Origin of the sequence: Streptomyces aidingensis (genome assembly GCF_900112355.1) — a bacterium.
In the GTDB taxonomy this organism is placed as follows: domain Bacteria; phylum Actinomycetota; class Actinomycetes; order Streptomycetales; family Streptomycetaceae; genus Streptomyces; species Streptomyces aidingensis.
Window position 1 is genome coordinate 92,057 of sequence record NZ_FOLM01000001.1, and the last position, 13,760, is coordinate 105,816.

Sequence of the window (13,760 nt, forward strand, 5' to 3'; positions counted from 1 at the left end):
CATGACCCCCACGTCCCCCGCCGGTTCCACGGGTTCCGCCGGCTCCACCGCGAGCCCGGACAAGCTGCTGGCACCGGTGCTCTCCGCCACCTGGGACCAGCCCGAGTCCTGGTCCCTGCGCACCTACCGCGACCACGGCGGCTACGCCGGTCTGCGCACCGCCCTGGCCATGGCCCCCGACGACGTCATCGCCTACGTCAAGGAGTCCGGCCTGCGCGGGCGCGGCGGGGCCGGCTTCCCCACCGGCATGAAGTGGCAGTTCATCCCCCAGGGCGACAGCAAGCCGCACTACCTGGTGGTCAACGCGGACGAGTCCGAGCCCGGGACCTGCAAGGACATCCCGCTGCTCTACGCCAATCCGCACGCCCTGATCGAGGGCATCGTCATCGCCTGCCACGCCATCCGCTCCGGCCACGCCTTCATCTATCTGCGCGGCGAGGTGGTGCCGGTGCTGCGCCGGCTGCACGCCGCCGTGGCCGAGGCGTATGAGGCGGGCTACCTCGGCAAGGACGCCCTCGGCCCCGGCAAGGACCTTCAGCTGACCGTGCACGCCGGCGCCGGCGCCTACATCTGCGGCGAGGAGACGGCCCTGCTGGACTCCCTGGAGGGCCGCCGCGGACAGCCCCGGCTGCGGCCCCCGTTCCCCGCGGTGGCCGGCCTCTACGCCTGCCCCACCGTGGTCAACAACGTCGAGTCCATCGCCTCGGTGCCCGCCGTCCTGGCCCGCGGCAAGGAGTGGTTCCGCTCCATGGGCAGCGAGAAGTCCCCCGGCTTCACCCTCTACTCGCTCTCCGGCCATGTGGCCCGCCCCGGCCAGTACGAGGGCCCGCTGGGCATCACCCTGCGCGAGCTGCTCGACCTCTCCGGCGGCATCCGCCCCGGCCACCGGCTGAAGTTCTGGACCCCCGGCGGCTCCTCCACCCCGCTGCTCACCGACGAGCATCTGGATGTGCCGCTGGACTACGAGGGCATGATGGGCGCCGGCTCCATGCTCGGCACCAAGGCCCTGCAGATCTTCGACGAGACCACCTGCGTGGTGCGGGCCGTCACCCGCTGGACCGAGTTCTACGCCCACGAGTCCTGCGGCAAGTGCACCCCCTGCCGGGAGGGCACCTACTGGCTGGTCCAGCTGATGCGGGACATCGAGGCGGGCAAGGGCCTGATGGCCGACCTGGACAAGCTGGCGGACATCGCCGACAACATCAACGGCAAGTCCTTCTGTGCCCTGGGCGACGGCGCGGCCAGCCCGATCTTCTCCTCGCTCAAGTATTTCCGGGACGAGTACGAGCAGCACATCACCGGACGCGGCTGCCCCTTCGACCCCGCCAAGTCGACCGTCTGGGCCGACCGCCCGGCCGGCAAGTCCACCGCGGAGGTGAACGCATGACCGTCACCACGGACGCCAGGAACCCCAAGGGGAACGACGGCGACGCCGGGGCGGACCGGAAGCAGCAGGCCCCGCCGCCCGACCTGGTGAGCCTCACCATCGACGGCATCGAGATCTCCGTGCCCAAGGGCACCCTGGTCATCCGGGCCGCCGAACAGCTCGGCATCGAGGTGCCCAGGTTCTGCGACCACCCGCTGCTGGACCCGGTCGGCGCCTGCCGCCAGTGCATGGTGGAGGTGGAGGGCCAGCGCAAGCCCATGGCCTCCTGCACCATCACCTGCACCGACGGCATGGTGGTGCGCACCCAGCTCACCTCGCCCGGCGCCGCCAAGGCCCAGCACGGGGTGATGGAGCTGCTGCTCATCAACCACCCGCTGGACTGCCCGGTCTGCGACAAGGGCGGCGAGTGCCCGCTGCAGAACCAGGCCCTGAGCCATGGCAACGCCGAATCCCGGTTCGACGGCGTCAAGCGCACCTTCGACAAGCCGGTCCCCGTCTCGCCGAACGTACTGCTGGACCGGGAGCGCTGCGTGCTGTGCGCCCGCTGCACCCGGTTCTCCAACCAGATCGCCGGCGACCCGATGATCGAACTCCTGGAGCGCGGCGCGCTCCAGCAGGTCGGCATCGGCAACGGGCAGCCGCTGGAGTCCTACTTCTCCGGCAACACCATCCAGATCTGCCCGGTCGGCGCGCTCACCTCCGCCTCCTACCGGTTCCGCGCCCGCCCCTTCGACCTGGTCTCCTCGCCGAGCGTGTGCGAGCACTGCGCGGGCGGCTGCGCCACCCGCACCGACCACCGCCGGGGCAAGGTGATGCGCCGCCTGGCCGGCAACGACCCGGAGGTCAACGAGGAGTGGATGTGCGACAAGGGCCGGTTCGCCTTCCGCTACGCACAGCTCCCGGACCGGCTCACCACCCCGCTGGTGCGCAGCGCCGAGACCGGTGAACTGGAGCCGGCGAGCTGGCCGGAGGCGCTGCACGCCGCCGCCCGGGGCCTGCGGGCCGCCCGGGAGAGCGGCGCCGGCGCGGCCGTGCTGCCCGGCGGCCGGCTCACCGTCGAGGACGCCTACGCCTACGCCAAGTTCGCCCGCGTCGCGCTCGGCACCAACGACATCGACTTCCGGGCCCGTCCGCACAGCGCCGAGGAGGCCGACTTCCTGGCCGCCCATGTGGCCGGCACCGGCCTGCACGGTCTGAACGGCACCGCGGGCACCGGCGTCACCCACCGGGCGCTGGAGACCGCGCCGGCCGTGCTGCTGGCCGGCTTCGAGTCCGAGGAGGAGGCCCCCGGCGTCTTCCTGCGGCTGCGCAAGGGCAGCCGCCGGCACGGCACCCGGGTGTTCTCCCTGGCCACCCACACCACCCGCGGCCTGGCCAGGACCCATGGCGTCCTGCTGCCCGCCGCGCCCGGCACCGAGCCGGAGTGGCTGGACGCCCTGGCCGCCGGCGAGGGCGGCCCGCTGGGCGAGGACGGCCGGAGCGCCGCCGAGGCGCTGCGCCAGGAAGGCGCGGTGATCATCGTCGGCGAGCGGCTGGCCACCGTGCCCGGCGCGCTGACCGCCGCGGTCGGCCTGGCCGGCGCCACCGGCGCCGCGCTGGCCTGGATTCCGCGCCGGGCCGGCGAGCGCGGTGCGGTGGAGGCCGGGGCCCTGCCCGGGCTGCTGCCCGGCGGCCGGCCGGACCACGCCATCCGGGCCCGCGAGGAGGTCGCCGAGGTCTGGGGCGTCAGCGAGCCCGAGCTGCCCGACCGGCCCGGCCGCTCCACCGCCCAGATCATCGAGGCGGCGGCGGCCGGACGGATCGGCGCGCTGGTGGTCGGCGGCGTGCAGACCGCCGATCTGCCCGACCCGCGCCGGGCACTGGCGGCCCTGGACCGGGTCCGGGACGAGGGCTTCCTGGTCAGCCTGGAGCTGCGGCCCAGCGAGGTGACCGAGCGCGCCCATGTGGTGCTGCCGGTCGCGGCGGTGGCCGAGAAGAGCGGCACCTTCCTCAACTGGGAGGGCCGCTACCGCCCGTTCGAGGCGGCCATCAAGCCCGACCAGATGACCCGCCGCCATGTGCAGACCGACACCCGCGCCCTGCACATGCTGGCCGACCACATGGATGTGGCACTGGGCCTGCCGGACGTCGGCGCGGCCCGGCGCGAGCTGGCCGAGCTCGGCGAGTGGAGCGGCGACCTGCCGCTCGGGCCCACCGGCACCGCCGACCCCCCGGTCCTGCCGGAGCCCGGCACCGCGGTGCTGGCCGGCCACCGGATGCTGCTCGACCAGGGCCGGCTCCAGGACGGCGACGAGGCGCTGGCCGCCACCCGGCACGCCGCCCCGGCCCGGCTGTCCGCCGCCACCGCCGCCGCGGCGGGGCTGGCCGCGGACGCCGCCGCGGTCACCGTCACCGGCCCGGCCGGGTCGATGACACTGCCGCTGGAGATCACCGGGGAGATGCCGGACGGCGTGGTCTGGGTGCCGCTCAACTCCACCGGCGGCGGTGTCTACCACGACCTCGGCGCCATCCCCGGCCGGCAGGTCTCGCTCGGCGCGGCGGCCGGCGAGGCCGTCGCCGGGGCGAACGAGAAGGGAGCCGATCCCCGATGAGCGCCTTGTCCCCCACCGCGGCGGGGGTGTCCCTCGCCGAGCAGGCCGATCTGTCGATGTTCGGCACCGATCCGTTCTGGCTGATCCTGATCAAGGCCGTGGCGGTCTTCGCCTTCATCATGATCACCGTGCTGATCTCCATCGTGATGGAGCGCAAGGTGATCGCCTGGATGCAGCTGCGCATCGGCCCCAACCGGCACGGCCCCTGGGGCATGCTCCAGTCGCTGGCCGACGGCGTGAAGCTGATGCTGAAGGAAGACGTCATCGTCAAGGCCGCCGACAAGCCGGTCTACCTGCTGGCCCCGGTGCTCGCCGCCGTCCCGGCCTTCATGGCCTTCGCGGTGATCCCCTTCGGCCCGGCCGACGACCCGGTCTCCATCCTCGGCACCCGCACCGTGCTCCAGCTCACCGATCTCCCGGTGGCGCTGCTGTATGTGCTGGCCACCTCCGCCATCGCCGGCTACGGCGTGGTGCTGGCCGGCTGGTCCTCCGGCTCGACCTACCCGCTGCTCGGCGGCGTGCGGGCCACCGCCCAGATCATCTCCTACGAGGTGGCCATGGGCCTGTCCTTCGCCGCCGTCTTCCTGCACTCCGGCTCGATGTCCACCTCGGCCATCGTGGCGGGCCAGCAGGACCGCTGGTACGTGGTGCTGCTGCCGGTCTCCTTCCTCATCTACATGGTGGCCATGGTCGGCGAGGCGCACCGCGCCCCGTTCGACATGCCGGAGTCCGAGGGCGACCTGGTCGGCGGCTTCAACACCGAGTACTCGTCCATCAAGTTCGCGATGTTCATGCTGAGCGAGTACATCCACATGGTCACCGTCTCCGCCCTGATGGTGACGGTGTTCCTGGGCGGCTGGCGGGCCCCGGCACCGCTGTCCTTCTGGGAGGGCGCCAACACCGGCTGGTGGCCGCTGCTCTGGTTCGTGGCCAAGCTGCTGACGGTGATGTTCTTCTTCGTGTGGATCCGGGCCGCGCTGCCCCGGGTCCGCTACGACCAGTTCATGAGCCTGGGCTGGAAGGTGCTGATCCCGGTCGCCCTGGTCTGGCTGATGCTGGTGGCCGCCGTCCGGGTGATGCAGAACGAGGGCCGGGACTTCCAGGACATCCTCATGTGGGTGGCCGGCGGAGTCTTCGTCCTGCTGGTCCTCTCCTTCGTCTTCGATTTCTTCCGCGACCGCTCGGAACGGGCGAAGGCCGAGGCACAGGCCCATGCCGCGGCCCGCGGCGGGGAGCCCGGCTTCGACGCGACGGCCGGCGGCTATCCGGTGCCGCCGCTGCCGGGGCAGCAGCCGCCCCCGGTGCCGCGCCGCCCGTCGCGGCACCCCGCCGCCGGCGCAACCGCAACCGTCACGGCCGAGAAGACCGAGGCCGGCGAGGAAGGGAAGGAGGGCGACGATGCCTGAGTTTCACAACCCGGTGGCCGGCTTTGGCGTGACCTTCAAGGCCATGTTCAGAAAGCGGCTCACCGAGCAGTACCCGGAGGAGAAGAAGCCGACCGCGCCACGCTTCCACGGCCGCCACCAGCTCAACCGGCACCCGGACGGGCTGGAGAAGTGCATCGGCTGCGAGCTGTGCGCCTGGGCCTGCCCGGCCGACGCCATCTATGTGGAGGGCGCGGACAACACCGAGGAGGAGCGCTACTCCCCGGGCGAGCGCTACGGCCGCGTCTACCAGATCAACTACCTGCGCTGCATCCTCTGCGGGCTGTGCGTGGAGGCGTGCCCCACCCGCGCGCTGACCATGACCAACGAGTACGAGCTGGCCGACCGCACCCGCGCCTCCCTGATCTACACCAAGGAGGAGCTGCTGGCCGGGCTGACCGACGGCATGGTCGAGGCGCCGCACGCCATGTACCCCGGCACGGACGAGCAGTCCTACTACCGGGGCGAGGTGACCCGCGCCGCCCCCGGCACCGTCCGCCAGACCGCCCGCTCCCGGGGCGAGACCGGGGACGCGGCCGGAGATGCGGCCGGAGAGGACACCGGCAGCGAGGCCGCCGAGGCCGGCGAGGCCGCGAGCAACAGCGAGGTCCGCTCATGAGCACCCTGGCCGCGATGTCCGCCCTGGCCGCGGAGACCTCCACCTCCACCGGGGAGGCCGCCCAGTTCTGGATCCTGGCCCCGCTGGCGGTGGCCGGCGGGCTGGGCACCGTGCTGATGCGGCGGGCGGTGCACTCCGCGCTCTGCCTGGCCGGGACGATGGTGCTGCTGGCCCTGTTCTACCTGGCCAACGGCGCCTACTTCCTGGGCGTGGTGCAGATCGTGGTCTACACCGGCGCCGTGATGATGCTCTTCCTGTTCGTGCTGATGCTGGTCGGCGTCAGCCAGGTGGATTCCCTCAAGGAAACCCTCAAGGGGCAGCGGCTGCTGGCCGCGCTCTGCGGGCTGGGCCTGGGCATCCTGCTGATCGCCGGACTGGGCCAGGCGTCGGTGGCCACCTTCACCGGGCTGGCCGCCGCCAACGAGGGCGGCAACGTCCAGGCCCTGGCCACGTTGCTGTTCACCGACTATGTGGTCGCCTTCGAGGTGACCGGGGTGCTGCTGACGGTGGCCGCCATGGGCGCCACCCTGCTCACCCACCGCGAGCGCATCGAGCGCCACAAGACGCAGCGCGAGCAGGCCGAGGAGCGGGTGCGCAAGGAATGGGTCACCCCGCTGCCCGCGCCCGGGGTCTACGCCCGGCACAACGCCGTGGACATCCCGGCGCTGCTGCCGGACGGCACCCCGTCCGAGGTCAGTGTCAGCCCCACCCTGCGCAATCGCGGCCAGGTCCGCGAGGTGCACGAGCAGGCGCTGGCCGATCTGGCCGCGCTGGAGCAGCGCACCGCCGACTACCAGGGCCGTCCCCGTTCCCTGCCGGCCCGCGCCGGGCTCGGCGAGCGCACCGGGGACGACGGCCGCCCGCCCGCGGGCGGCCCCGCCGGCATCGCTGAGAGGGAGGACGGACGGTGAGTCCCGAGAACTATCTGTACCTTTCCGCCCTGCTCTTCACCATCGGCGCCTGCGGGGTGCTGATCCGGCGGAACGCCATCGTGGTGTTCATGTGCATCGAGCTGATGCTCAATGCCGCGAACCTCGCCCTGGTGGCCTTCTCCCGGATGCACGGCAACCTCGACGGCCAGATCGCCGCCTTCTTCGTGATGGTGGTCGCCGCGGCGGAAGTGGTGGTCGGACTGGCGATCATCGTCATGCTCTACCGCTCCCGTCACTCGGCCTCGGTCGACGACGCCAGTCTGATGAAGCTGTAAGGGGTCAACTCCAGTGGAATCTCTGATCGGAGGACTGGTCGCGGCCCCGCTGCTGGGCGCGGCCGTGCTGCTGACCGGCGGGCGCCGGCTGGACCGGAGCGGGCACTGGCTCGGCACCGCGCTGGCCGGGCTGTCGTTCGTGTTCGCGGCCGTCCTCTTCTTCGACATGCTCGGCAAGGACGCCGAGGAACGGACCCTCACCTCGCATCTGTTCTCCTGGGTGCCGGTGGAGGGCTTCCAGGCCGATGTGGCCTTCCAGCTGGACCAGCTCTCCATGACCTTTGTCCTGCTGGTCACCAGCGTCGGCTCGCTGATCCATCTCTACTCGGTCGGCTACATGGCGCACGACGAGCGCCGCCGCCGCTTTTTCGGTTATCTCAATCTGTTCATGGGCGCCATGCTGCTGCTGGTGCTCGCCGACAACTACCTGCTGCTGTACGTCGGCTGGGAGGGCGTGGGTCTCGCCTCCTTCCTGCTGATCGGCTTCTGGCAGCACAAGCCCAGCGCGGCCACCGCCGCCAAGAAGGCGTTCATCGTGAACCGGGTCGGCGATGTCGGCCTGGCGATCGCGATCTTCCTGATGTTCACCACGTTCGGTTCCTTCGCCTTCTCCGCGGTGCTCGACGAGCAGGTGGCGGCCGGCGCCGGCCAGGCCACGCTCACCGGCATCGGGCTGATGCTGCTGCTGGCCGCCTGCGGCAAGTCCGCCCAGGTGCCGCTGCAGTCCTGGCTCGGGGACGCCATGGAGGGCCCGACCCCGGTCTCGGCCCTGATCCACGCGGCCACCATGGTGACCGCCGGTGTCTATCTGGTGGTCCGCTCGGCGGACATCTTCAACCTCACCCCGGACGCCCAGCTCGTGGTCACCATCGTGGGTGCCGCCTCGCTGCTGTTCGGTGCCTTTGTCGCCTGCGCCAAGGACGACATCAAGAAGTCGCTGGCCGGATCGACGATGTCGCAGATCGGCTACATGATGCTGGCCGCCGGGCTGGGCCCGATCGGCTATGTGTTCGCCATCATGCACCTGGTCACCCACGGCTTCTTCAAGGCCGGGCTGTTCCTGGGCGCCGGCTCGGTGATGCACGCCATGAACGACGAGGTGGACATGCGCCGCTACGGCGCCCTGCGCAGGCACATGCCGGTCACCTTCGTCACCTTCGGGCTGGCCTATCTGGCCATCATCGGCTTCCCCGGCCTGTCCGGCTTCTTCTCCAAGGACGAGATCATCTACGCGGCCTTCGCCAAGGGCGGCACCCAGGGCTGGATTCTGGGCGGGGTCACCCTGCTGGGCGCGGCGCTCACCGCGTACTACATGACCCGGATGATGCTGCTCACCTTCTTCGGCGAGAAGCGCTGGCAGCCGGACGCCGCCGGCCGGGAGCCGCACCCGCACGAGGCGCCGCGGGTGATGACGATCCCGATGATCGTGCTGGCCGTCGGCTCGGTGGGCGCGGGCGCCTACTTCTCCCTGGGCGAGCGGTTCGCGCACTGGCTGGAGCCGGTGACCGGGCTCGGCCACGAGGAGGCGCCCCTGTCGCACGGCATGGTGTCCCTGGCCGCCACCGCCGTGATGCTGATCGGTGTGGCCGGCGCCTGGGCGCAGTACGGCCGGCGCCCGGTGCCGCTGGTGGCCCCGGCGGGCCGCTGGGTCACCCGGGCCGCCCGGCGCGATCTGCTCCAGGACGACTTCAATCACGCGGTGCTGGTCCGGCCCGGCAACTACCTCACCCGCGGCCTGGTCTATGTCGACCACAAGCTGGTGGACGGGGTCGTCAACGGCACCGCCGCGGCGTTCGGCGGCCTGTCCGGCCGGCTGCGGCGGGTACAGAACGGCTTCGCCCGCAGCTACGCGGTCTCCATGTTCGGCGGAGCGGCGGTCCTGGTCGCCGCGACGCTGCTGATGCGGGCGGTCTGAAGGGCGGTATGCGCAGATGTCATTTCCCTTGCTGACGGCCACGGCCGTGGCCCCCGCGCTGGGCGCGGTGGTCACCGCCGCCGTGCCCAGCGCCCGGCGGACCGCCGCCAAATGGACGGCGCTGGCCTTCTCCCTGATCACCGTGGGCCTGGCGGCGGCCGTCCTGATCCGGTTCGAACCGGGCGGCGACCGCTACCAGCTCACCGAGTCCCACTCCTGGATCGCCGACTTCGGGGTCCGCTACGAACTGGGCGTGGACGGCATCGCGGTGGCCATGGTGGCGCTGACCGCGGTCATCGTCCCGTTCCTCATCGGGGCCGGCTGGAACGACGCCGACCACGCACAGGACGCCCCGGCCGCCCGGCGATGGCGGCCCACCCAGGGCTTCTTCGCGCTGATCCTGATGGTCGAGGCCATGGTCGTCATGTCCTTCATGGCGACCGATGTGTTCCTCTTCTACATCTTCTTCGAAGCCATGCTGATCCCGCTGTACTTCCTGATCGGCGGCTTCGGGGACCGGGCCGGGGAGCACCCGGAGAGCGAGCAGGCCAAGCAGCGGTCCTACGCCGCGGTCAAGTTCCTGCTCTACAACCTGGCCGGCGGCCTGGTGATGCTGGCCGCGGTGATCGGCCTGTATGTGGTCGCGGCCGACGATCTGGCCGGCGGCGGCACTTTCTCGCTGCAGACCCTGGTGGAGGCGCGCGCCTCCGGCGAGCTGACCTTCGCCGAGTCCACCGAGCGCTGGCTGTTCCTGGGCTTCTTCTTCGCCTTCGCCATCAAGGCGCCGCTGTGGCCGGTGCACACCTGGCTGCCCAACGCCATGGGCGAGTCCACCGCGCCGGTGGCGGTGCTGATCACCGCGGTGGTCGACAAGGTCGGCACCTTCGCCATGCTGCGGTTCTGCCTGGGGCTGTTCCCCGAGGCCAGCGTGTGGGCCACCCCGGTGGTGCTGGTGCTGGCGCTGGTGTCGATCGTCTACGGCGCGCTGCTGGCGCTCGGCCAGCGGGACATGAAGCGGCTGATCGCCTATGCGTCCATCAGCCACTTCGGCTTCATCATCCTGGGCATCTTCGCCATGACCAGCCAGGGCCAGTCCGGCGCCACCCTCTACATGATCAACCACGGGGTGGCCACCGCGGCCCTGATGCTGGTGGCCGGTTTCCTGATCTCGCGCCGCGGCTCCCGGCTGATCGGGGACTACGGCGGGGTGCAGAAGACCGCCCCGCTGCTGGCCGGCACCTTCCTGGTGGCGGGCCTGGCGACGCTCTCGCTGCCCGGCACCGGGCCGTTCGTCAGCGAGTTCCTGGTGCTGGTCGGCACCTTCAGCCGCTATCCGGTGGCCGGGATCGTGGCCTGTACCGGCATAGTGCTGGCGGCGCTGTATGTGCTGATTCTCTACCAGCGCACCATGACCGGGCCGGTGACCGAGGCGGCCGGGAAGATGCGCGATCTGCGGCCCCGGGAACTGGCCGTGGTGACGCCGCTGATCGCGCTGCTGATCTTCCTGGGCGTCTTCCCCAAGCCGCTGACCGACATCGTCAACCCGGCGGTGAACCACACGATGTCGGACGTCGGCAAGACCGACCCCGCCCCCGCTGAACTGGAGGCACGCAAGTGAGCAGCGATGTGAGCAGTCTTGTCACACTGGCCCAGACGGAGCCGGTCTTCCCGGAGATCCAGTGGGCCGCGCTGTCGCCGACGCTGATCGTGCTGGGGGCGGCCACGCTGGGCATCCTGGTCGAGGCCTTTGTGCCCCGGCGGGCCCGGTACGCCACCCAGCTGGTGCTGTCGGTGCTGGCCCTGGCCGCCGCGTTCTCCGCGGTGATCGTGCTGGCGGTCGGCGACTACGGCACCAGCGAGGCGCTGATCGCGGGCGCCGGGGCGATCGCGGTGGACGGCCCGGCGCTGTTCCTCCAGGGCGTGCTGGCCCTGGTGGCGCTGGTGTCGGTGTTCCTGTTCGCCGAACGGCGGCTGGACCCGGCCGAACACGGCCGGCCGGTGGACTCCTTCGCCGCCCAGCCGGCCGCGCTGCCCGGCGGCCCGGCCGAACAGCAGGCGGTCAGGGCCGGGTGGATGACCACGGATGTCTTCCCGCTGCTGCTGTTCGCCACCGGCGGGATGATGATCTTCCCGGCGGCCAATGATCTGCTGGTGCTGTTCATCGCGCTGGAGGTCCTCTCGCTGCCGCTGTACATGCTGTGCGCGCTGGCCCGCCGCCGGCGGCTGCTCAGCCAGGAGGCGGCGGTCAAGTACTTCCTGCTGGGCGCCTTCGCCTCGGCGTTCCTGCTGTTCGGCATCGCGCTGCTGTACGGCTACGCGGGCTCGCTCGGCTATGCCCGGATCGCCGCGGTGATCGGCGGCACCCCGCCCGAGCTGGACCCGGCACTCGCCGCCACCATGGGCAATGACGCGCTGCTGCTGATCGGCGGGGCGATGGTGCTGATGGGCCTGCTGTTCAAGGTGGGCGCGGTGCCGTTCCACATGTGGACCCCGGACGTCTACCAGGGCGCGCCGACCCCGGTGACCGGCTTCATGGCGGCGGCCACCAAGGTGGCGGCGTTCGGCGCGCTGCTGCGGCTGCTGTATGTGGTGCTGCCCGGTCTGCGCTGGGACTGGGAGCCGGTGCTGTGGGGCGTGGCCATCCTGTCCATGGTGGCGGGCGCGGTCATCGCCATCACCCAGACCGATGTGAAGCGGCTGCTGGCCTACTCCTCGATCGCCCACTCCGGCTTCATCCTGGCCGGTGTGATCGCGGTCTCGCCGGACGGCGTCTCCTCGGCGCTGTTCTATCTGGCCGCCTACTCCTTCGTCACCCTCGGCGCCTTCGCCGTGGTCACCCTGGTGCGGGACCCGCAGGGCGAGGCCACCCATCTGTCCAAGTGGGCCGGGCTGGGGCGGCGTTCCCCGCTGCTGGCCGGGGTGTTCGCGCTGTTTCTGCTGGCCTTTGCCGGTATCCCGCTGACCTCCGGCTTCGCCGGGAAGTTCGCGGTGTTCCGGGCCGCGGCCGACGCCGGGGCGATGGGCCTGGTGGTGGTCGGTGTGGCGGCCTCGGCGATCGCCGCGTTCTTCTACGTCCGGGTGATCGTGCTGATGTTCTTCAGCGATCCGCAGCCCGGCGGGCCCTCGGTGGTGATCCCCAGCCCGCTGACCGTGTCCGTGGTCGGGCTGGCCGCGGTGGTGACGCTGGTGCTGGGCATCGCGCCGCAGTACTTCCTGGATCTGGCCGGCCAGGCCGGGGTCTTCGTCCAGCAGGCGGCGGCCACCGCCCGCTGACGGCGCACCCGTCCGGCGGTCACCGCCGGGCGGGCACGGGACGACGGCGGCCCGGAACCCGCACAGGGTTCCGGGCCGCCGCTCGTTCCGCCCTCGGGGCCGGCCGTCAGTTGCCTCCCAGGTCCATGCCCTCGATGCCGCCGATGTCCTCCATGCCCTCCATGCCCTGGAGCAGGTTCTCCAGTTCCGCGAGGTCCTGGCCGAGGTTGGTGAAGGTCTCGGAGCCGCCGTCCTCCCAGGTGACGGTCAGCTCCCCGCCGTCGAGCCGTGGCACACCGGCCTTCGGCGTGCTGTCCAGGCAGAGCAGCTCGATGTGGTTCTCGGCCGCGGGGCCGCTGCACACCATCTGCCCCTCCTCGGCCAGGTAGGTGGCCTGGCCGTCCCCGATGATGATCTGGTTGGGGTTCTCGGCGGACGCGTCCGTGGTCCACCAGCCGTCCAGGGACCCGCCGCCGGTGCCCCCGGTGTCGCCGCCCGAGTCGCCCCCGGTCGCGCCGCCCGAGTCGCCGGCGGTGGAGCCTTCGCTGCTGCTTCCGCCGGAGTCACCGGCGTTGTTGCCGTCGTCGCCGTCGCCGCCGCATGCTCCCAGCAGCAGCACACCCGCCGCGGCCAGCGCAACGGGACCGGCGAGCCGTACTGACCTACGCATAGTTCCCCTCAAGTCCGGTTATCCGGGCACACGCTACCGCCCCGGTGTGCCGTGCCGCGGGCCGGTCACCCCTCCGCGGCGGTCAGCCGCCGGGCTGCCCGGGGTCCAGGCCCTCCAACTGCTGAAGCTGCTCCAGCAGCTCCGCGTCCAGGCTGTCCGGGTCCAGTCCCTCCAGGCCCTCCAGCCCTTCCAGGTTCAGTTCCTCCAGCGGGATGTCGCCGAGGCCGGCGGTGGCGTCGGCCACCCGGGTGTACCGCTGCTCGCCGGCCGCCTCCCAGTGCACGGTCAGGGCATCGCCCGCCACCGTGGCCTGACCGGTGTCCGGGGCGCCGGCCTCGGCGCACCGCACGGTGAGCGCGGTCCGGCCGCCCGCCGCCGCGGCTGCCCCCAGGCACAGTTCGCTGCCGTCGAAGCGGCTGACCGTGCCGCCGGAGATCTGGAGCAGCACCCCGCCGCCGGTGGTCTCGGCGGCCCAGAGGCCGTCCAGCGCCGCGGTGTCCGCCGGTTCCCCGCCGGCGCCGTCACCGCCGGCGGTCTCCTCGGCGGACGGCTTCCCACCGCCGGCCTCCTTGCCGTCGCCGTCCCCGTCCCCGTCGCCGGAGCAGGCGGCCAGCGGCAGCACCACGGCCGCGGCTGCCGCGGCCCAGGTCACGGCCCTGATCCCGCGCATCGTCTTCCCTTCGTCGTCACGCGTC

Annotated in this window: 11 protein-coding genes; 9 read left to right on the forward strand and 2 right to left on the reverse strand. The window is 71.9% G+C overall.

Going from position 1 to position 13,760, the window contains the following annotated elements; translation table 11 throughout:
* The first annotated feature begins 1 nt into the window (after nt 1).
* From nuoF to nuoN, 9 genes are read left to right on the forward strand one after another with little or no spacing between them, the layout of a single operon-like run.
* Nucleotides 2-1,387, forward strand: coding sequence for an NADH-quinone oxidoreductase subunit NuoF (gene nuoF / locus BM242_RS00395; RefSeq protein ID WP_093836563.1), 1,386 nt, complete (start codon nt 2-4; stop codon nt 1,385-1,387).
* A complete protein-coding gene (locus tag BM242_RS00400) occupies nt 1,384-3,978 on the forward strand; it encodes an NADH-quinone oxidoreductase subunit G (RefSeq protein WP_093836564.1) in 2,595 nt (864 codons plus the stop codon). Before nuoF ends, BM242_RS00400 begins: the two co-directional genes overlap by 4 nt.
* Entirely contained in the window at nt 3,975-5,384 is a 1,410-nt protein-coding gene (nuoH, locus tag BM242_RS00405; RefSeq protein WP_093836565.1) for an NADH-quinone oxidoreductase subunit NuoH, read from the forward strand. The genes BM242_RS00400 and nuoH overlap by 4 nt, the downstream gene beginning before the upstream one ends.
* Nucleotides 5,377-6,021 carry an NADH-quinone oxidoreductase subunit NuoI gene (gene nuoI / locus BM242_RS00410; RefSeq protein ID WP_093836566.1) on the forward strand — a complete coding sequence of 215 codons (645 nt, stop codon included), beginning with the start codon at nt 5,377-5,379 and terminating at the stop codon, nt 6,019-6,021. Before nuoH ends, nuoI begins: the two co-directional genes overlap by 8 nt.
* A gap of 14 nt (nt 6,022-6,035) precedes the next feature.
* A complete protein-coding gene (locus BM242_RS00415; protein ID WP_093837246.1) occupies nt 6,036-6,932 on the forward strand; it encodes an NADH-quinone oxidoreductase subunit J in 897 nt (298 codons plus the stop codon).
* On the forward strand, nt 6,929-7,228 hold the full coding sequence (nuoK, locus tag BM242_RS00420) for an NADH-quinone oxidoreductase subunit NuoK (protein WP_093836567.1): 300 nt from the start codon (nt 6,929-6,931) through the stop codon (nt 7,226-7,228). The genes BM242_RS00415 and nuoK overlap by 4 nt, the downstream gene beginning before the upstream one ends.
* A 13-nt stretch (nt 7,229-7,241) precedes the next feature.
* Nucleotides 7,242-9,143: an NADH-quinone oxidoreductase subunit L gene (gene nuoL / locus BM242_RS00425; RefSeq protein ID WP_093836568.1), complete on the forward strand. Its 1,902-nt coding sequence runs from the start codon at nt 7,242-7,244 to the stop codon at nt 9,141-9,143.
* Nucleotides 9,144-9,159: 16 nt separating this feature from the next.
* Nucleotides 9,160-10,761: an NADH-quinone oxidoreductase subunit M gene (locus BM242_RS00430; RefSeq protein WP_093836569.1), complete on the forward strand. Its 1,602-nt coding sequence runs from the start codon at nt 9,160-9,162 to the stop codon at nt 10,759-10,761.
* A gap of 8 nt (nt 10,762-10,769) precedes the next feature.
* Entirely contained in the window at nt 10,770-12,416 is a 1,647-nt protein-coding gene (nuoN, locus tag BM242_RS00435) for an NADH-quinone oxidoreductase subunit NuoN (RefSeq protein ID WP_245833714.1), read from the forward strand.
* A 106-nt stretch (nt 12,417-12,522) separates the two neighbouring features.
* On the opposite strand, the gene BM242_RS00440 is transcribed toward nuoN, so the two are convergent.
* Complete coding sequence (locus BM242_RS00440; protein ID WP_139238229.1) at nt 12,523-13,065, reverse strand: hypothetical protein; 543 nt, start codon at nt 13,063-13,065, stop codon at nt 12,523-12,525.
* 82 nt (nt 13,066-13,147) lie between these two features.
* Nucleotides 13,148-13,735 carry a hypothetical protein gene (locus BM242_RS00445; RefSeq protein WP_093836572.1) on the reverse strand — a complete coding sequence of 196 codons (588 nt, stop codon included), beginning with the start codon at nt 13,733-13,735 and terminating at the stop codon, nt 13,148-13,150.
* Between the last annotated feature and the right edge of the window lie 25 nt (nt 13,736-13,760).